The sequence below is a fragment of the Actinoalloteichus sp. GBA129-24 genome (genome assembly GCF_001941645.1).
Lineage (GTDB): Bacteria > Actinomycetota > Actinomycetes > Mycobacteriales > Pseudonocardiaceae > Actinoalloteichus_A > Actinoalloteichus_A fjordicus.
Window position 1 is genome coordinate 3,022,974 of sequence record NZ_CP016077.1, and the last position, 19,457, is coordinate 3,042,430.

General features: G+C 71.3%; 17 protein-coding genes. 14 read left to right on the top strand and 3 right to left on the bottom strand.

Annotated elements, in window-relative coordinates; genetic code table 11:
• Positions 1-744: 744 nt before the first annotated feature.
• On the bottom strand, positions 745-1,986 hold the full coding sequence (locus tag UA75_RS13440) for a sodium:proton exchanger (protein WP_075743778.1): 1,242 nt from the start codon (positions 1,984-1,986) through the stop codon (positions 745-747).
• 295 nt (positions 1,987-2,281) lie between these two features.
• Between UA75_RS13440 and UA75_RS13445 the strand changes: the two genes are divergently transcribed.
• From UA75_RS13445 to UA75_RS13455, 3 genes are all read left to right on the top strand, one after another.
• Positions 2,282-2,656 (top strand): ArsR/SmtB family transcription factor, encoded by a 375-nt coding sequence (locus tag UA75_RS13445; protein ID WP_075743779.1) that lies wholly within the window; start codon positions 2,282-2,284, stop codon positions 2,654-2,656.
• A 229-nt stretch (positions 2,657-2,885) separates the two neighbouring features.
• Positions 2,886-4,223, top strand: coding sequence for a right-handed parallel beta-helix repeat-containing protein (locus tag UA75_RS13450; protein ID WP_075740528.1), 1,338 nt, complete (start codon positions 2,886-2,888; stop codon positions 4,221-4,223).
• 249 nt (positions 4,224-4,472) lie between these two features.
• Positions 4,473-4,730, top strand: coding sequence for a hypothetical protein (locus UA75_RS13455; protein WP_157434162.1), 258 nt, complete (start codon positions 4,473-4,475; stop codon positions 4,728-4,730).
• A gap of 89 nt (positions 4,731-4,819) precedes the next feature.
• Here the strand turns inward: UA75_RS13455 and UA75_RS13460 are convergent, their stop codons facing one another.
• Positions 4,820-5,377, bottom strand: a complete 558-nt coding sequence (locus UA75_RS13460) for a TetR/AcrR family transcriptional regulator (protein ID WP_198043014.1) — start codon at positions 5,375-5,377, stop codon at positions 4,820-4,822.
• Between the two features lie 873 nt (positions 5,378-6,250).
• On the opposite strand from UA75_RS13460, the gene UA75_RS13470 reads away from it, so the two are divergent.
• From UA75_RS13470 to UA75_RS13515, 10 genes are all read left to right on the top strand, one after another.
• Positions 6,251-7,249 (top strand): substrate-binding domain-containing protein, encoded by a 999-nt coding sequence (locus UA75_RS13470; protein ID WP_083683183.1) that lies wholly within the window; start codon positions 6,251-6,253, stop codon positions 7,247-7,249.
• Positions 7,250-7,376: 127 nt separating this feature from the next.
• Positions 7,377-8,882, top strand: coding sequence for a sugar ABC transporter ATP-binding protein (locus tag UA75_RS13475; protein ID WP_232251199.1), 1,506 nt, complete (start codon positions 7,377-7,379; stop codon positions 8,880-8,882).
• 15 nt (positions 8,883-8,897) lie between these two features.
• Positions 8,898-9,962, top strand: a complete 1,065-nt coding sequence (locus UA75_RS13480; RefSeq protein WP_083683184.1) for an ABC transporter permease — start codon at positions 8,898-8,900, stop codon at positions 9,960-9,962.
• 47 nt (positions 9,963-10,009) lie between these two features.
• Positions 10,010-11,095, top strand: a complete 1,086-nt coding sequence (locus UA75_RS13485; protein ID WP_075740532.1) for a zinc-dependent alcohol dehydrogenase family protein — start codon at positions 10,010-10,012, stop codon at positions 11,093-11,095.
• Positions 11,092-12,477: a DUF4380 domain-containing protein gene (locus UA75_RS32820; protein WP_075740533.1), complete on the top strand. Its 1,386-nt coding sequence runs from the start codon at positions 11,092-11,094 to the stop codon at positions 12,475-12,477. Before UA75_RS13485 ends, UA75_RS32820 begins: the two co-directional genes overlap by 4 nt.
• Positions 12,474-13,235, top strand: a complete 762-nt coding sequence (locus UA75_RS13495; protein WP_075740534.1) for an SDR family NAD(P)-dependent oxidoreductase — start codon at positions 12,474-12,476, stop codon at positions 13,233-13,235. Before UA75_RS32820 ends, UA75_RS13495 begins: the two co-directional genes overlap by 4 nt.
• Before the next feature lie 133 nt (positions 13,236-13,368).
• Positions 13,369-14,403: a FadR/GntR family transcriptional regulator gene (locus tag UA75_RS13500; RefSeq protein WP_318533300.1), complete on the top strand. Its 1,035-nt coding sequence runs from the start codon at positions 13,369-13,371 to the stop codon at positions 14,401-14,403.
• Positions 14,400-15,545, top strand: a complete 1,146-nt coding sequence (gene dgoD / locus UA75_RS13505; protein WP_075740535.1) for a galactonate dehydratase — start codon at positions 14,400-14,402, stop codon at positions 15,543-15,545. Before UA75_RS13500 ends, dgoD begins: the two co-directional genes overlap by 4 nt.
• A gap of 608 nt (positions 15,546-16,153) precedes the next feature.
• A complete protein-coding gene (locus tag UA75_RS13510; protein ID WP_083683187.1) occupies positions 16,154-16,858 on the top strand; it encodes a bifunctional 4-hydroxy-2-oxoglutarate aldolase/2-dehydro-3-deoxy-phosphogluconate aldolase in 705 nt (234 codons plus the stop codon).
• Positions 16,855-17,799, top strand: coding sequence for a sugar kinase (locus UA75_RS13515; protein WP_075740536.1), 945 nt, complete (start codon positions 16,855-16,857; stop codon positions 17,797-17,799). The genes UA75_RS13510 and UA75_RS13515 overlap by 4 nt, the downstream gene beginning before the upstream one ends.
• A gap of 378 nt (positions 17,800-18,177) precedes the next feature.
• Here the strand turns inward: UA75_RS13515 and UA75_RS13520 are convergent, their stop codons facing one another.
• Positions 18,178-18,840: a TetR family transcriptional regulator gene (locus tag UA75_RS13520; protein WP_075740537.1), complete on the bottom strand. Its 663-nt coding sequence runs from the start codon at positions 18,838-18,840 to the stop codon at positions 18,178-18,180.
• Positions 18,841-18,947: 107 nt separating this feature from the next.
• On the opposite strand from UA75_RS13520, the gene UA75_RS13525 reads away from it, so the two are divergent.
• Positions 18,948-19,394: a nitroreductase/quinone reductase family protein gene (locus UA75_RS13525; protein ID WP_075740538.1), complete on the top strand. Its 447-nt coding sequence runs from the start codon at positions 18,948-18,950 to the stop codon at positions 19,392-19,394.
• Positions 19,395-19,457: the final 63 nt, after the last annotated feature.

Below are 19,457 nucleotides of genomic sequence, written 5' to 3' on the forward strand. Positions count from 1 at the left end.
AACTCCGGATCTGGCTACTGTGAGTGCATGATCCGGAATTCGCCCGCTGTGCTGCCGTTCCGTCGGGCTCGCATGCTCGCGAGCGGGAGACGTGCCTGCGGAGCCGTCGCCGAGCCGCATGCTCGGCTTTCGGTGCCGCCCGTCGCGTTCCTGTCGCGCCGTGCCCGTCCGGGTCTCCCGCATGCTCGATCATCGCGGTCGGTGGGGCCCGACGGATCGAGGCGGCCGAGGGCTGCGGGTGGTGGGCTGCGCCGACTCCGACGAGGCGTGGTCTGGGTCGTCCCGCTCGGCCCTCGGCTCGTGTGCCTCGGCTGGTCTCGCGTAGCGGCGGTGGTCCGGTCACTCGGCCGGTCTGCGGGTCGGTCCGGCGCCCCGGCGGCCGACGCACTTCCCCCGGTCCTCTGTTCGCCGGTCCCGCTTCGGGTCCCGTCGGCGCGTCATGGGCCTGCATGTCGGGGGCGGAGCGGGACTCGGCTGCCGGGCCGCGACCGCGCCGATCACTCCCGTCTCGTCTCAGGCCTCGTTCCTTGCCTCGGGTGCACGGTCACGTCGGCGGGGTTCGAGGCTCGGATCCTGGCTGCCCTGGCTGCCCTGGCTGCCCTGGCTGCCCTGGCTGCCCTGGCTGCCCTGGCTGCCGACGCCGGTCGGGGTCGACCACTGGTGCCAGAACGGGCCGCGCTCCGGGAGAGCGCGGCCCGTCGGGTGTGCAGCGTCGGGAGTCGGGGGATCGGCCGGCCGGGATGGTCAGGCGGCGGTGTTGCTGTCCTTCTTCGCCGTCTCGTCGGACGCCTTGTTCGGATGCGCCCGGAACGGCGCGGCCAGCGTGGGCAGCAGGTGCTTCCGGTGAAAGATGAAAGCGCCCAGTGCGAGTGCCGCATAGACCCCGCTGAGGACGTATCGAGCCTCCTGGCCGGGGAAGACGAACTGCACCGCGAAGAGTCCGAGCAGCGTCCAGGCAGCCCAACGCGGGAAGCGCAGCGCCAGCAGTACGGCGATGCCCAGCAGGGTCTGCGTCGCGGTCAGCAGGAACTCCTCGACCTGCCTGCCGTCCAGGTCGAGTGCCAGTCCGCCGCCACCCATCAGGTAGGCCACCGGCAGACTGCCGACCAGCAGCGTCCACTGGTTGACCTTGGCCGAGACGAGCATGCCGATCGCGACTGCGCCGTTGCCGCGCAGCGCGAAGAGGATGGCGATGATGAGCTCCGGTGCCTCCGACGCCAGCGGCGCCAGCCACTGGACCAGCAGGAACTCGTCGATGCCGAGCTGGGCGCCCGTCTCGATCAGGGCATCGGCGAAGGGCTCGGCGCAGGCCAGGATCACCACGGCGGCCCCGACGAACAGCGTGACCACCAGTGTCCGCCTGACGCGCTTCGGCAGTGCCCCGATCGTGGCGGCGGGCCCGACCAGCTCCGGCTCCTCGGTGTCACCGCGCGAGACCTTCCACAGGTAGAACCCGAAGAAGACGAGCAGTCCGATGCCCAGGGTCAGATGAATCTGACCACTGAGCGGAATGGCGAACGCGATGACGGAGGCGATGGCGAGGAAGCCCAGTTCCACTCGGTGCCCCGAGTCCAGGGTCAGCGCGCGGATCGACTTCCCGGTGCGTCGCTTGGCGACGGCCAGCGCGAGCAACACGACCAACGACCATCCGAGGCCGAGAAGCAGTCGGTTCGAACCGGTCATGTTGGCGGCGGCATAGGAGACGTACTCGGGCCTGCTGCCTGCGGTGAAGGCGAAGTACAGGTCCACGGCGTACTCCGGCAGCACCGCGATGACGGCGAGGATCGCGATGGCCAGCCCACCGGAGATGTCCACCTGAGCGGCCTCGGCTGCCCAGGCCAGTACGAACGACGCGGCGACCACGCCCGATCCGAATATCGCCAGGGAGATCAGGGGGTCCGACGCGATGCCGCTCACGCGGAACACCAGCGCGGGCAGCGCCAATATCAGGCACAACCCCAGCGATCGGATCAGTCTGGCGAACATGAGCACCTTCCCCGGACGGCGCATGCCAGGGCGGGGACATCGAACGACCTCGGCCAGGCAATGGCGGCTGGCCGAAGGTCTCGCCCACCAGACCTGCGCTGGCCTGGCCCCATCGCCGGAGATCGATGTCGAACTCAGCGTGTCGAACGATGGGCTTGCGGGCTACTCCCCTTCGGAACGAGCCTCATGCTGCCACACCCTTCGACAGTTTCGCAATCGACGAAACGACGAAATGGGGTGATGCCTGAGGTTGTCTCGCGTCGCAGCAGGTCGGTGCGAGAGAATGAAGATCGCCATGATCAGACCCGAATCTTCGTCCGCCGAGCCGCGTACCCACTCCTGCGCGGCGCCCGAGCCGACCTCTGTGCAGCTCAGTGCCGCCGCCGCGACCTTCGCGCTGCTCTCCAGCGGCCCCCGGCTGCACCTGGTGTGGCTGCTCGCGCACGGCTCGCACGACGTCGGCACCCTGGCGGGCCGGGTCGGGGTGAGCATCGCGACGGTCAGTCAGCACCTGGGCAAGCTCCGGCTCGCCGGAGTCATCTCCGCACGTCGGGAGGGGCGGCAGCACTTCTACACGGTCGACGACCCGCACGTGGTGGCGTTGGTGGACCAGATCTTCGAACACATCGCTCCGGACGGGGGCCTTGCGCCTGATCCGCCGCTGAGCTGATCTCGATCGTCGTGGTGGTCGGATGATCGCGAGCGTCCGCGCGTCCTGGTCGGTCTGCTGCCCGAGGGCGGCTGGCGAACGGGTCTCAGCGGCTTGGTTCCGATGGCCGACCGGGCACGACATCCGGTTGATTGACCACCTCTCCGCCTGGTCTTAGCGTGGTGGAAAGCGCTTTCCCCTCGTTGTCTGCAGGGTGCCCGGGGATCGCGCCCGAGGGAAGGGCGATGTGATGGGCAACAGTGCGCAGCGGCGACGAGGCCGCCTGCGAGACGTCGCGCTGCTGGTCGCCGTGGTGCCGGGCCTTCTGGCAGGTGCCCAGGCTGCTACCGCGGCTGAGCCGCGCAGTGTCACCGCGGCTGAGCCGCGCAGTGTCACCGCGGCTGAGCCGCGCAATGTTCCTGCGGCTGAGCCGCGTAGTGATTCTGCGGCCGAGCCGCGCAGGGGGACCCTGGCCGACCAGGACGGGCTGATCGTCGTCGCGCCCGACGGCGACGATGCGAATCCCGGAACGATCGACGAGCCGCTGCGCGGGATCCAACGCGCTGTCGATCTCGCCGAGCCGGGTGACGTGATCGCCCTGCGCGGCGGCACCTACGCGTTGAGCACGAACATCCAGATCCTGCACAGCGGTGAGCCGGACGCCCCTATCACGCTCACCGCCTATCAGGGAGAACGCGCCGTCATCGACGGCGATGCGCTGCCTGCGAGCCACACGCCGGTCGGTGGCAGCATCCCGCGCCCGCAGCGGGGCGCGATCCATCAGGAACGGGCCGCCTTCTGGATCTACCGCGACCTGGAGATCATTCGCGGTCCGTACGGCATCTACTGCGACTCCTGCGACGACACGATCTTCGACCGGCTGATCACCAGGGACAACTACGAGAGTGGACTCCAGATTCAGGGCGACTCGAGCCGGAATCAGGTGCTCGACCTCGACAGCCACAGCAATCGCGACCCACGCAAGAACGGAGAGAGTGCCGACGGACTCGCCATCAAGGAGGGCAGCGGCGAGGGCAACGTGGTGCGAGGGGCGCGGTTGTGGAACAACGTCGACGACGGTTTCGACGCCTGGGAGTTCCTGTCACCGATCCTCATCGAGGACAGCATCGCCTACGGCAACGGCGCCAACCGGTGGAACTTCCCGGACTTTCAGGGCGACGGCAACGGGTTCAAGCTCGGCGGCGGGGACGGCCCGCCCACCGACCACGTGGTGCGCAACAACATCGCGTTCGACAATGAGGTCGCGGGCTTCATCGACAACAACAACCAGGGCACCCATGTCGTGGACCGCAACAGTTCCTACGCCAACGGCGGATACGGCTTCCGGTTCAACAGGTCCAGTTCAGTGCTGACCGACAACCTCTCGGTGGGCGACGACGTCCCGATCCAGCTCGGCGACTCCACGGGCAGCGGGAACTCCTGGGACCGCGCCGACGACTGGGAGGACTCCGACCTGTTCAGCGTCGACCCGTCGACGATCAGCGGGCCTCGTGACGCCGACGGGGGCATCCCGACCTCGAACTTCCTCGTGCCGAGGGACCATTCGGATCTCGGCGCCCGCTTCTGACCGGGCTCGCCCGCCGCCCCGAGTCCAGGCCGGGACGGCCGGAAGGGAGTTCCGGCGGCCCGGCCTCGGGGTGACGGTGGCAGGGGTCGGGCGCGGTCTATGCCCCGCCGCGCTGCCGTCGGGGTGATCGAGGACCGTGCAACCCGGCTGCCTGCGCACCGGCCCTCGACGGGTGCGGGCGGTGCGCGGCGGCACGATCCCCTCGTGCGGCGATTCACCGGCGCCCGGGCTGGCCGAGAACGTCTCGTGGTGGGACCTCCTCGGGCTGTCGATGCCTGCCGGTGTCGGCTTCACCTGTCGCTGCTGATCGGCGAACTCGTGTTCGCCGCGGGCTGCGCACGTGCCGAACACGTCGAGGTGGGCGTGTTGGCGGGATCGCCGCTGTCGGCCTTCTTGGCGACGCTGGTCCTGGTGGCCCGCAATCGGGTCTATCGACGCATCGCCGAGGCGCAGGAACGCGGGGCCGACGTCGCGGGCGTCGGCGACGGACATCGGCGCCGGGACTGATCTCGCCTGCCGAGCCCGCCGCTGCTCGGCAGGCCGAGTGCCGAGACCCGGGCGCTGCGGCGAAGCGAGGCGGTGGCCGTCTTGTCTGCTCAGTCCTGCGCCGTGGGCCCCAGCACGCCCAGTGCCGCGACGATGCGTTCGTTCAACGTCTCCTCGCCGTGCTCGCCCCAGTCGAGCAGCGCGACGCGCAGGGCGGCCAGGCAGGCGGCGGTGGCGGTTGACGCGGTGAGCGGGTCGGCGGCCTGTTCGATCAGCCGATCGACGATGCACCGCTCGGTGGCATGGAGGTGTGCGGAGAACCGGTCCCGTAGCACCGGTTCACATGCGGCCAGCCTGATCCGCTCCCTGGTCTGGGCGACCGCCCATTCCGGGAGTTCGGTCGTCGAGTTGAGGAGTCCGAGCCGCACGCGCTCCAGAACCGGCAGGCCGAGCGGTTGAGCGGCGATCAGGTCGGCGACGAAGGGGTTGAACGGGTCCTCCAGCACGACGTCTTCCTTGGTGGGGAAGTGGCGGAAGAACGTCATGTGCGAGACGCCTGCGGCGGCGGCGATGTCGACGACGCGGGTGGCCGCGTAGCCGTTGCGGGCGAACAGCTCCAGCGCGCATTCCTGGATGCGCGCTCGAGTCTCGGCGGATCGATTCGGCACACCAGTCATGTTAGCCGCTAACACCGCGTGGTGTGATACGGGTCGCACCGCGCGTGTCGCGCGCGAGTCGCCGTCGAACGTGGGCTCGGGGCGCCTGCACGCTCGTTGCTGCGCCGCAGCCGACGACAGGGCCGACGTGACGGCCGAGGTGTCCCCGCCCGCATCGGCTCGGTGGAGATCACAGCATGGCAGGCTCGAGTCCGCCGCACAGGCGGTCTGTCGATCGTCCTGCGCGAATCGCGGCCGAGGTCCTCGCGCTGCGCATCGCGGAGACAGTCCCTTCCGTGCACGCGGCGGGGCGTGCCTGACGCGGATCGGCGAGTTGGTCGGCAGCGGCAGATCGGCCGTCTCGGCGGGAAGTCGACGCGGCGCCGTCGTGTCGCGTGCCTGTCGTGATCAGGATCGGCGAGGTCGGGCGCGGCGTCGCGTTCACTGCCCAGGCCCGAGGCTGGCGAGTCCACGGGTGGTGATCGGGATGCCAGAGCCGTCGCGCCACGCAGGGGGCGCTCGAGGCCTTCACGAACACCTGTGATCTTGAGGACGCCGTCGACCGGATCGACGCACCCGCGCGGCTGGGCTCCGCTCTTGAGCGGGCGCCGACCCGGCAACCCCGTCGCGCGGGTCTCCCCGCCGACCAGGCGCGCACCGGCCCGCGCCGGTCCTCGCTGGAACTTGCTGGAACTCGCCGGCGACTCCCCGTCCGCCTGCTCACCGCGTGCGCCATGACCGTGCCCGCCTCAAGGTGAACATGCGAACACCCCGAGTGACACTAATAATTAATTAGTATTTTTTCTTGACCTGGCTGGCGGCGGGTGCCGATACTTCCTCCACATCGCCCCGTGGGGGTCAGCCGGTTGGTTCGAAGGAGAGCCGATGTCGAGGATCGCGAGAGGTCGCCGCCGGGCGGTGGTCGTCATGACGACCCTGCTCGTCGCCGCGCTCGCCGCAGCAGGCTGCGGCGCGCCCATCGGCGAGGGCGGTCGTTTCGGCGTCGTCTACATGGACGCGCAGGGCTACTACGCGGGCGTCCGCAAGGGCATGCAGGACGAGGCCGCCGAGATGGGCCGCAACGTCCAGCTGCTGGAGCTCAACGCACAGGGCGACGCCTCGCAGGAGAGCTCGTTCGTCGACACGGTCAGCTCCGCCGACGTGGACGCGCTGGTGCTCTCGCCGGTCTCCGAGACGGCGTCCATCCCGGCGATCCGCCTCGCGCACCGCAGCGGCGTCCCGGTGATCTGCTACAACACCTGCATCGCCGACGAGGCGGCCAGACAGTACGTCGAGGCGTTCATCCTGGGCGATCCGCTCGAGTTCGGCAGGCTGCTGGGCGACGCCGCCGCCGAGTACTTCATCGCCGAGGGCATCGAGGCGCCGCAGATCGGCATCGTCAACTGCGAGCAGGTCGAGGTCTGCGTGCAGCGCAGACTCGGTTTCGAGGAGGCCTTGTTCGCCAAGGTCCCCGACGCGGAGATCGTCGCCAACCAGCAGGGCTCGACGATCGACGAGGCGGTGGACGTCGCCGAGCGCATCCTCACCGCCCACCCCGACCTCGACGCCTTCTTCGGCCAGGCGGGCGGCGCGACCCTCGGCTCCATTCGTGCCGTGCAGGCCAGGAACAAGGTCGGCCAGACGGTGGTGTTCGGCGGGGACATGTCCACCGAGGCCGCCAACGCGCTGGTCGATCACAGGGTGCTCAAGGGCAACGTCGACATCTCCGGCGTCACCGTCGGCCGGATGGCGGCCGAGACCGCGCAGGCCGTGCTCGCGGGCAACCCGCCGGAGGAGTTCATCCTCCCGGCCCCCGTCGAGATCTACACGACTCCGGAGGACGGCGCGACGTGGCTCCAGGAACACCCGGACGGCCTGCCGTGATCGGGCCGGTGTGTCGAGCAGTCGGTGTCGAGGCGGGCCGGGCGGCGCGTCCGGCGGGGCCGGGCAGTCGCCGCGGTCGGCCTGCCGAGTGCGTTCCGCAGGGACAGTCGGGAGAAGGTGGAGTGACGTGGTGACCGACGATGAGGTCTTCGCCGCCAGCGCACGGGACGTGACGAAGGCGTATCCGGGAGTGGTGGCCCTGGCGGGCGCCGACTTCCAGCTCCGGTCGGGCGAGGTGCGGGCACTGCTCGGCCGCAACGGCGCGGGCAAGTCCACGCTCATCCGGATGATCGCGGGCGTGGACCGCCCCGACGCCGGCGAGATCCGCATCGGCGGCACGCCCCTCGGGGACGGCGGCGTCCGGCGCGCCGTCGAGCTGGGCGTCGCCACCGTCTACCAGGAGCTGAGCCTGGTGCCCTGGCTCAGCGTCGCGGAGAACATGTTCCTCGGCGGCTGGCCTCGCGCGGGCTCGCGCATCGACTACGAGCGCATGCGCCGCGAATCGGCCGAGGTCCTGGCCGAGCTGGGCCTGCGCATCGATCCGGAACGGCCGGTCGCCACCCTGTCGCTCGCCGAGCAGCAGCTCGTGGAGATCGCCCGCGCGGTCCGGCAGACCCCGAAGGTCCTGATCCTGGACGAGCCGACCTCCGCGCTGGCCGCGAGCGAGGTGACGATGGTCCTGGAGGTCGTCGGCCGGATCGCCGCCGCAGGCGTGGCCGTGATCTATGTGAGCCACCGGCTCGACGAGATCCGACAGGTCGCCGACAGCATCACCGTGATGCGCGACGGTCGCACCGTGGAGACGGTCTCGGCGAAGGACACCACGACCCGCGAGATCGTCGAGCTGATGCTCGGCGGCGAGAGCGAGGCTGCCGAGCAGGTCACGCCCGTGACGATCGACCGCACCGGGACGCCGCTGCTCGCCGTCCGCGACCTCACCGTCCCGCCGAAGATCACCGGAGTCTCCTTCGAGCTGTACCCCGGCGAGGTGCTGGGCATCGGCGGCCTGTTGGGCTCCGGGCGCACGGAACTGCTGCGGGCGGTCGCGGGCTTCGACCCGATCGTCTCGGGCCGCATCGAGGTCGAGGGCACGCGGGTCGAGAACCCGACACCGGCGCGGATGAAGCGGCTCGGGGTCGGCCTGACCCCGGAGAACCGCAAGGCCGAGGGCATCATCCCGATGCTGGGCGTCGACGAGAACATGGTGATTTCGGACTTCGGTCGGGTCTCCACCGGCCCGTCGATCTCCACCAGTCGGGTACGGGAGGCCGCCACCGCCCTGGTGCGCAGGCTCGGCATCAAGACCGCGCGGACGCAGACGCCGATCGCCGACCTGTCCGGCGGCAACCAGCAGAAGGCCGTGATCGGCCGCTGGCTGCACGCCGACAGCCGAATCCTGCTGCTCGACGAGCCGACGCGCGGCGTGGACGTCGAGGCCAAGGCCCAGATCTACCGGCTGGTCCGCGAACTCGCCTCGGCAGGCGCGGGCGTGCTGTTCGTCTCTGGGGAGCTCGAAGAGCTTCCGCTGGTGTGCGACCGCGTCCTCAGCCTGCACGCGGGCGGCATCCGATCCGAGCTGCGCGGCAGCGAGATCACCGTCGACAACATCCTGGCCGCCACGATGGCCGTCTGAATCGTGAGGAATCCGATGAGCAACTCTTCGCACCAGACCGGTCCGGCCTCGGGGACAGCGTCGTCCTCGACGTCTCAGTCGTCCCCGACGTCTCCGTCCACCCCGACCGGCACCGGCTCCACCAGGTCTACCAAGACCAGACGCCTCAACGAGCTCGGGCTGCTCGCCGCGATCGCCCTGCTCTACATCGTTCTCGGCAGCACCGCGTCGGGCTTCCTGTCGCTGGACAACCAGCTCGGGATGCTGCGGGACGCCGCGACCATCGGCATCGCCGCCTGGGGTGTCACCCTGGTGATCATCGCGGGCGAGATCGACATCAGCATCGGCCCGGCGGTCGCGTTCTCCTCCGTGCTGGTCGCCAAGGGCGTCGGCGCCTGGGGCCTGGGCACCTGGGGCGGCATCCTCGCGACGCTGGCGCTCGGCGTGGCGTGGGGAGCGCTGGCAGGCTGGCTGGTCGCCCGCTTCACCGTGCCCTCGTTCATCGCGACGCTGGGCCTCTGGAGCGTGCTCGGCGGTCTCGGCCTCTACATCACCGACGCGCTGCCGGTCGCGCTGCCGGACAACGCCACCTTCCGCCTACTCGGCGGCAGCATCCTGGGCATTCCCACCTCGGCGGTGGTGATGCTGGTGCTCTTCGCGGTCTTCGCCTACGTCGCCCGCTACACCGCCTACGGCCGCTCGGTCTACGCCACCGGCGGCAACGCCGCGGCGGCGCGGCTGGCGGGCATCGACACCGGTCGCATCAAGGTGATCCTCTTCGCCACCACCGGCCTGCTCGCCGCGATCACCGGCATCCTGCTGGCCGCCCGGCTGGGCTCCGGCAACGGCGGCGCGGCCGCGGGCCTGGAGTTCGACGTCATCGCCGCCGTCGTCATCGGCGGCACGCTGCTGGCAGGCGGCCGAGGCAGCCTGCTGGGCACCCTGTTGGGCGTCGCGTTCATCACGGTGATCGCCAACGGCCTGGTGCTGCTGGGCGTCGACTCGTTCTTCCAGAACGTGGTGCGCGGCGTGATCATCGTCGGCGCCGTCCTGGTGAACGTGGCGATCAGCAGGCGCGAGCGCGCCGTGCGCACGGTCTGACGCGGACCGGACGAGAGACACTCGACGAGGCGAAGGAGACAACGTCCATGAGCGGCACCGCCGTCCCGGCCACGATGCGTGGCGTGTACCTCCCCGGCGACTCCACCGCCGTGATCAAGGAGATCCCGGTGCCGGAGCCGGGGCCCGGTCAGCTCCTGCTCCGGGTCGGCGCCTCGGGGATCTGCGGCATCGACATCGGCTACATCTATCACGAGCACAAGACCCATCGCGGCGTCGACGGTCCGGCCTACCGGGGCGTGGTCACCGGGCACGAGCCCAGTGGCGTCGTGGTCGCCGCCGGGCCGGACTGTCGTGAGTACGGGGTCGGCGATCGCGTCATCGTCTACCACATCGCGGGCTGCATGACCTGCGACAACTGTCGGCGCGGCTACCAGATCAGCTGCACAGGGGCGGCCAGGGCCGCCTACGGCTGGCAGCGCGACGGCGGCAACGCCGACTACATCCTCGTCGAGGAGACCACCTGCGTCCGGCTGCCGGACGAGCTGTCCTACGTGGACGGAGCTTTGATCGCCTGCGGCTTCGGCACCGCCTACGAGGGCCTGCGCAGACTCGCTGTCAGCGGCGAGGACGACCTGCTGGTCATCGGGCTCGGCCCGGTCGGTCTGGCCGCCGCGATGATCGGTCGGGGCATGGGTGCCCGACGGATCATCGGAGTGGAGCCCTCCGCGCAACGGCGGGAATGGGCCGACGGGCTGGACCTGTTCGACGCCACGGTCGGCGTCGACGCACCGGGCGAGGCGATCGCCGAGATCACCGGCGGTCGAGGCGTGAGCACCGCCATCGACTGTTCCGGCAGCCGAGCAGGTCGCGGCACCGCCGTGGACAACGCGGCCGAATGGGGCCGGGTCTCGCTGGTCGGCGAGGGCGGCACGCTGGAGACCGAGGTGTCGGACACGCTGCTGCACAAGCAGCTCACCCTGCACGCGTCCTGGGTGACCTCCGTCCCCGCGATGGCTCAGCTCGCCAGGAACCTGGTCCGTTGGGGAGTCCGGCCGGAGATCGTGGTCAGCGAGCGGCTGCCGCTGGCCGAGGCCGACGCCGCCTACCGGCTGGCGGCGGGCGCGGGCACCGGCAAGGTCTGTCTGGTCGCCGACGACGTGGCGGGCTCGTGACCGCCGAGGCGCCCCGGGACGCCGAGGACGACGGCGGACCGGCAGACCTCGACGCCTCGGCGTCCGGCGGGGTGTCGATCACGCGGGACGACAGCGGGCCCTACGAGGTGTTCCATCTCGACAACGGCCTGGTGCGCCTCGGTGTGGTGCCCGCACTCGGGGGTCGGGTGCTCTCCGCGGTCTTCGCCGGTCGGGAGTACCTGTACCGCAATCCCCGGCTGCTCGACGATCGGCTGCATCCGGTGGACGGCCGCCGACCGCGTCCGACGAGCGGCCCGATGTCGCAGTGGCTCAACTTCGGCGGGGACAAGACCTGGCCCGCGCCGCAGGGCTGGGACCATGCGGGCCAGTGGGCCGGGCCGCCGGACCCGGTGCTGGACTCCGGCGCTTACCAGGCACGTCCGCACCTCGCCGACACGGTCGCCGAGATCACCATGACCAGCGGCGACGACCCGCGCACCGGCCTGCGGACGATCCGGACCGTGCGGCTGGCCGAGGGCGAGAGCCGCTACACCCTGGAGATCAGCTTCACCAACGTCGAGTCGCACCCGGTGCGGTGGGCGTTGTGGAACGTCACGCAGCTGGCGGGCGAGATCCCCGGGGAGGCGGGTCCGCACGCGGGCGTCTACGTCGGCCTCCGCGAGTCGGGACTGCCGCGTTCGGTCGAGTTGATCACTGCGGGTCCGGCTCCGACGGTCACCGACACCGGGGGATCGGTCGTCCGGGTCGCCGCGCAGGACGTCGTCGGCAAGGTCGGCTTCCCCGACGCGGCGGGCTGGCTCGCCGACGTGGGCGCGCAGGGCACCCTGACCCAGACCTTCCCGGTGGACGAGTCCGCCGAGTACCCGGATGACGGCTCCCGCGTCGAGGTCTGGCTGGAACACCCGCTGACCGAGCCGATCGCCGAGCTGGGCGACCTCCTGCCGCGAGACCGGGTGGTGGAGTGCGAGGCCCTCGGTCCGCTCACGACCCTGGCACCGGGGGAGCGCGTCACACTGCCGATCGTGTTCGGCTTCGGCGTGACCTCGGCCGTTGTCGGCGCCGCCACCGCCGTCGGGTACTGGACGGAGCCGCCCGCCGAGGCAGGCGCGGCCGACGGCTCCGGTGCGCTGCGAGGCGTCTTCGTGCCCGCGACGGGCGGGCTGCTGCGAGCCGAGTTCCTCGACCGCGACGGCAGGTCGGTCGACGCCGTCGACCTCCTCGAACTCACCCCCGGTCGACCGTGCGCATTGCCGGTCGGCCGGGTGGTGCCCCACGATGCAGCCGCGGTGAGCTTCACTGTGGATGGCGAACCGGCCGGCGTGCTCACCCGGCCGGTGTACGACCGGGCGAATGGACACGCGAAGATCAGCGTTATGGACGAGCAGGGACGGGATCGATGAGCGGCGCACCGACACGCTTCACGGACCGCACCGCGGTGGTGACCGGGGCCGCGGGCGGCATCGGGGCGGCGACCGCCCGCAGACTCGCCGAGGAAGGCGCCGCCGTCGCCCTGCTTGATCTCGATCCCCGGGTGCACGAGGTCGCCGACGAACTGCGCCGAGCGCACGGCAGGGCGACCTCCCACGTGTGCGACGTCGCCGACGAGGACTCCTGGACGTCGGTGACCGAGGCGGTCCGGGGCGAGTTCGGGCCGATCGGCGTACTGGTCAGCAACGCCTACACCGTCGATGTCCGTCCCGCGCACGAGATGAGCAGGCAGTCCTGGGACCAGCAGCTGGCCGTCAACCTCACCGGGGCCTTCCTCGGCGTGCGGGCCTGCCTGGCCGACCTGCGGACGGTGTCGGGTGCGGTGGTGCTGACGTCCTCGGTGCACGCCCTGATCGGCCTGCCCGGCAGGCCCGCCTACGCCGCGACGAAGGGCGGCCTCACCGCGCTGGGCAGACAGCTGGCCGTCGAGTACGCCCCCGAGGTGCGGGTGAACTGGGTGCTGCCCGGCCCGATCCTCACGGCCGCCTGGGACGACGTCGACGAGGCCGACCGCGAGCAGAGCATCCGGCAGACCGTCACCCGTCGGTTCGGCACCCCGGAAGAGGTGGCGGCGGGCATCGCGTTCCTCGCCTCGCCGGACGCCTCCTACGTGACCGGCACCGGCCTGGTGATCGACGGCGGCTGGAGCGCCTACAAGGAGTCGACCTGAGCTCGGCGGCAGGCCGACGGCTGCGGGCCGGTCGATTCGGCGTGATCGACTCTGGCAGACGGACGTCGACGCGACGGCGCCGGGACGACGCTGAGCCGCAGTGTCGAGGAAGCGAACGGAGGGGACGAAGCGGATGGCCGCCTATATCGGCCGTGGCGTGCACGGCAACACCGTCGAGCTGCTCGGTGCGCGGATCGTCTCCGGGGCGGTCGGCGAAGGTGAGACGCTCGACCTCGCGGGCCTCAGCGCCGAACTCGATCTCAGCATCACCGCCCTGCGCGAGGCGATCAAGGTCCTGACCGCGAAAGGCCTGGTCGACGCCCGCCAGCGTCGGGGGACCTTCGTCCGACCCCGTGCCACCTGGAACCTGCTCGACGTCGACGTGATCCGCTGGCAGTTCGCGGCGGGCGCGGCCGACGACTTCCTGCGCGATCTCGCCGAGGTCCGCGCCGTGATCGAGCCGGCCGCCGCACGCTACGCCGCCGCCCGGCGCACCGAGGACGACCTGCGCGCGCTCGACGAGGCGCTGGCGGCGATGGGGCGGGCCGTCGGCGGCGACCCGTCCTCGGCCGCCGACGCCGACCTCGCGTGGCACCGTGCCCTGCTGGTGGCCACCCACAACGAGATGCTGGTGCGGATGGAGATCTTCATCGAGCCCGGTCTCTCCGAACGTGACCGGCTGGTCCACCAGTCGGGCGACGACGACCCCGTGCCCAGCCATCAGGCGGTCCTCGACGCCGTTCGTGCGGCCGATGCCGAGGCGGCCGGGGCCGCGATGCTGGCGCTGCTGGCGAAGTCGGACTCCGACCTGCGTCGGGTCACGGCGGGCGAGGGTGTGGCGGCCCCGGCGGCCTCGGCCCAGGGGGCGTCGTCCCCGGCGGCTGCGCCGCACGCGGCTGCCGCCGAGCGGGCGGAGTCCGCAGCGCAGGCGACGGCGGCGCGCGATGCCGCGCCGGTGGCAGGCGCGAACCCGGAGACCGGGCCTGCGACGCCGAGAACTCCGGCGGAGGCCGATGCCGCTGGCACCACGCCTGTCGCGGCGGGGGGAGCCGAGGGCACGCCGTCGCAGGCCGCGTCGGCAGCAGCGCCCCAGACGACAGCGCTTCAGACAGCAGCGGTCGAGGCGTCCGCTGCCGGGATCGAGTCGAACGAGAGGAAGTCACGTTGAAGATCACTCGGGTCGAGACGTTCCTGGTCGCGCCGCGCTGGCTGTTCTGCCGCGTCGAGACGGACGACGGCCTGGTCGGCTGGGGCGAACCCGTCGTGGAGGGCCGGGCGTCGACCGTCCGGACGGCCGTGCACGAGCTGGCCGAGCTGTTGATCGGCGAGGACCCGCTGCGGGTGGAGGACCACTGGCAGCGGATGACCAAGGGCTCGTTCTATCGCGGTGGACCGGTGCTCTCCAGCGCCGTCGCCGGCCTGGACCAGGCGCTGTGGGACATCGCGGGCAAGGCGTTGAACGCCCCCGTCCACCAGCTCCTCGGCGGCCCCGTGCGTGACCGGGTCCGGGTGTACGGCTGGATCGCGGGCGACGAGCCCGCCGAGGTCGCCGACGCCGTCGCCGCGCAGGTCGAGGCCGGGCTCACCGCCGTGAAGATGAACGCCGCAGGCCGGATGAGCAGGCTGGCCAGCGTCGCGGAGATCGACGGGGTGCTGGAGCGCCTCGCCGCCGCCCGCGAGGCGCTGGGCCCGCACCGTGACGTCGCCCTGGACTTCCACGGCCGGTTCACCGCCGCCAACGCCCGCCGGATCATCCCGTTGCTCGCGGACGCGCGTCCGATGTTCGTCGAGGAACCGGTGCTGCCGGAGTACAGCCACCTGATCGGCGACGTGGTGCGGGCCAGCCCGGTGCCCATCGCGTGCGGCGAGCGGCTCTACTCGCGAGGCGAGTTCCTCCCCGTCCTCCAGGCGGGGATCGCCGTCGCGCAGCCGGACCTCTCCCATGCGGGCGGCATCTCCGAGGTGCGTCGCATCGGCTCGCTCGCCGAGACCTTCGACGTGCCGCTGGCGCCGCACTGCCCGCTCGGACCGATCTCGCTGGCCGCCAGTCTCCAGATCGCCTTCAGCACGCCGAACTTCCTGATTCAGGAGCAGAGCCTCGGCATCCACTACAACGCCGAGGCCGACCTGCTCGACTACGTCCTGGACCGGGAGATGTTCCGCTTCGTCGACGGACACCTGCTTCGACCGACCGGGCCGGGTCTCGGCGTCACCATCGACGAGGCCGCCGTCCGGAAGGCCGACGAGACGGGCCACGACTGGCACTCGCCGATCTGGCGACATGACGACGGCTCGCTGGCCGAGTGGTGAGTGCGGCAGGCCGTGCCGCAGGGCGGCGGTCCCTCGTCGGGGCGGCCTGATGATCGCGGGGACGGCGCACACCTGTGTCGTGATGTCGGCCCGGCGGCCTGAGCCGTCGGGCACGCCGACGCCGGACCGGGCGGAACGACGCGGGCGGGCTCCGTGCTGCGCGCTGTGATCGCCGGGGTGAAGGTGGGGGTCGTGGGTTCTCGGGATGGGGGCGGCGTGGCACATCGCGTCGGCAGCGTCGGCAGCGTCGGCAGCGTCGGCAGCGTCGGTGCGGCAGGCCCGGCGATCCGGGTGTCCGGCTCCGCCGCTCAGCGCGTGCGGCAGTCGGGGGCGCCGAGCCGGGGCGTCGGGCGTGACGACGCCCCGGACGACGGCGTCGACGCCCCGAAGTCGTCGTCCGGCCGGAGCCCTGTCTGCCGTGCACGGCGCGTCCCGGTGCACGGTCACCACGGACGGCGGTCGGCCGCCCGAGCCGAGGAACGGCCACCGAGGGAACGGGTTGCCGCGCAGTGCCGCCCGGCAGGTGTTTCGGACGGGTCGTCACCCCTGCCCACCGGGCGTTCCGCGTCCCACGACATGGCATCGAACCGATCTCTGGAGTGTGCACGATGAACCTGTCCCAACGCCTGGCCGAAGAGCGGATCGTCGCGATCGTCCGAGGTCGGGACGCCGAGGCCGCCTTCAGGGCCGTGCTGGCACTGTGGGAGGAGGGCATCCATCTCGTCGAGGTGTCCCTCACCGGCGCCGACGCCCTGCGCCTGATCGGCAGGCTGGCCGCCGAGCGTTCGGGCGCGGCCGCACTCGGCGCCGGTACCGTGCTCTCCGCCCAGGACGCCGCCGACGTCCACACGGCAGGAGCGACCTTCGCCGTCACGCCCGCCATCGGCCCCGGCACCCACGCGGCGATCGAACTGGGCCTGCCGACCCTGGTCGGGGCGCTCACGCCCACCGAGGTCTACGCGGCGCACACGGCGGGCGCGACGGCCGTGAAGCTCTTCCCCGCCGCACACGGCGGCGGTCCGGGCTATCTCAAGGCGCTCCGCGACCCGTTCCCCACGGTGCCGTTCGTGCCGGTGGGCGGCGTCGACGTCGAGGCCGCGCGGCGGTACCTGGAGCTGGGCGCACTGGCCGTCGGCGTGGGATCGCCGCTGCTGGCGGGCGCGGCGGACGGCGCCGACCTTGCCGAGCTGCGTGATCGTGCCCGTCAGTTCCGTGCGGTGGCGGCGGAGTTCCCGGTGCAGGCAGGCATCGCGGCAGCACAGGGACCCGCCGCGCACGCGGCGGGCCGGCACGGATCGGAGCAGAGCCGATGATCGAGGTGATCACCCTCGGCGAGAGCATGGCCGCGCTGCGGGGGCAGGGGCCCATGCGGCTCGGCGGCGAGCTGAGCCTGTCGGTGGCCGGGGCGGAGTCGAACGTGGCGATCGGCCTGGCCAGGCTCGGACACCAGGTGTCCTGGATCGGCCGGGTGGGCGCCGACCAGCCCGGCGAGCTGGTCACTCGCACCCTGCGCGCCGAGGGCGTGGACGTCAGCGGCGTCGCGGTCGACGCAGACCGGCCGACCGGTCTGATCCTCTTCGAGAAGCGCGTCGCCGACCTCATCCGGGTCCGCTACTACCGCACCGACTCGGCGGGCTCCCGGCTGCATCCCGACGACCTCGCGGGCGTGTTGGCGGGCGGTGCACGACTGCTGCACGTCACCGGGATCACCCCCGCGCTGGGGCCCGGCCCGCGAGCGGCGGTGCTGGCGGCGGTGGAGCACGCCAAGGCCCAGGGCTGGACCGTGTCCCTGGACGTCAACCACCGGTCGCTGCTGTGGCCTGCCGAGGCGGCGGCGGAGGTGCTGGGTCCGCTGGCCAGACGGGCCGACGTCGTGATCGCCTCGCCAGAGGAGCTGGCGATCGTCGAGCCGGAGGGGTACGACGACCTGGCCAGGGCGGATCACCTGCTGACCGCCGGCGTCGCCGAGGTGGTCGTGAAGCTCGGCGCCGACGGGGCGCGCGTGCACCATGCGGCGGGCGTCGAGCAGGTGGAGTCTGTCCGGGTGCCGGTCCTCGACACGGTCGGCGCGGGCGATGCCTTCTCCGCCGGCTACCTCTCCGCCCTGCTCGACGGCGAGCCGACGAGCGAACGACTCCGACGCGGTTCGGTGCTCGGGGCCTTCGCCGTCGCCTCCCACGGCGACTGGGAAGGGCTCCCCACCCGCGAGGAGCTGCCGCTGCTCAGCCTGGAGCCGGGGACGACGCTGCGGTGAGGTGAGGTCCCATGGCCGTGGCGAGGCTTCTTGCCTTGCCCGGCCGTTGTGGAATTCAGCCTGATGAAGATCCTAGGAAGCGGTCCTCGCAATGGTGGGAGGTCGTTTCCGGCAGGACGGGTGCGGCCTGACCGTGCAGCTTCATTCGTCGACCGCGTGTGCCCTCCGTCGGCAGCCGGGCAGCCCGGGATGCGAGATCGCGGGCGCTCGCACGACGTACCTGCCGATCATGACCGTGTGAGAGAACGCCCGGCTGCGTCTGATTCCCTTCACCGCCAGTTTGGAACCTTTTGCCGCCTCGCTGCGCCGTGCTCGGGCAGCGCAGGGCGTCCTCTGTGGTCGCGCCGGGTCGACGCGCACGCGCGACCGCAGTCCGGATCAGTCGCCTGCCTCGCTCGTGCATCCCGGCCGCGCGGTGGTGACGGCGGCCGGATAGTTCAGGCCCCCGGCCAGGAGATCGAAGGCCTGATCGAAAAGCGTCGAGGCCGGGACGTCGGGGTGGAGTTCCTGCCAGGCGTCCACCGTGGTCCGCAGTGCGCTCAGCATGACCGAGGCCACCAGGTGGGGCCGAGGATCTTCGGTGAGCTCGACGCCCATTCGGGTGGCGATGATCGAGGCCAGCTCGCCCAGCCACTCGGTGCTCTGCTTCAGACAGTACGCCTTGAGCATCGGGTTGGTGCCGAGCAGGGCCTGCATGCTCCGGTGCCGATCCGGCTCGGCTCCGGAGCATTCGTCGGTCTCGTACGACCGCACGATCTCGCCGACGGACCGCCGCAGCGCGGTGATCACGGGCTCCTCGGCGGGTCGGGCCGCCAACAGGCGCAGCATCGAAGTGACCTGCTGATTCAACGGCGAGAGAGCGACGTCCTCCTTGGACGCGAAGTACCGGAAGAACGTGCGCGACGAGACCTCCACGGCCTCGGCGATCTCGTCGATCGTCGTCGCGTCGAAGCCCTTGTGCAGGAACAACGCGTAGGCGGCGTCCGTGAGGGCTTCTCTGGTCCGCTGCTTCTTGCGCTCGCGCAGGCCGGGCGTGGTCATGGCCGCATGCTACCGCCGGCGACGGTTGATCTGACAGTATGGGACTAAATTCACTCAATGACTTGAGGCGGTTGACGACAAATGTCAGATGATGACACTATTTGCGCATGAAGCCACCTCCTCCGAAGTCCGTGTACTGGAAGCTGCATCGTCAAGCAGCTCGCTGGAACAAGTTCTTGTTCCGCAAGACCAAGGGGCGGCGGGGAGGCACGTTCCTCGGTGCCCCCGTCCTGCTGTTGGACCATGTCGGGCGCAAGACAGGGCAGGCGCGCACCAACCCGCTGATCTATCTCGACGACGCGCCGAATCTCGTCATCGTCGCGTCCAAGGGCGGTATCGACGTGCATCCGGCGTGGTTCCACAACCTCATGGCGGCGCCGACCACCGAGGTGGAGCTGCCGGGCGGCGTCCGTCGCCGGGTCCGCGCGAGGGTCGCCGAGGGCGAGGAACGGGCCGCGCTGTGGCCGCGGGTGGTGGCGCAGTACAAGCCGTACGCGGACTACGCGCGCCGTACCGAGCGAATCCTTCCCGTGGTCGTCCTCGAACCGGCCTGAGCGTCGGCTGCGGCTCGGAGCCGGGCCCGGCGGTGGCGGGCGTCGAGCGGGGGAGGGCGACAC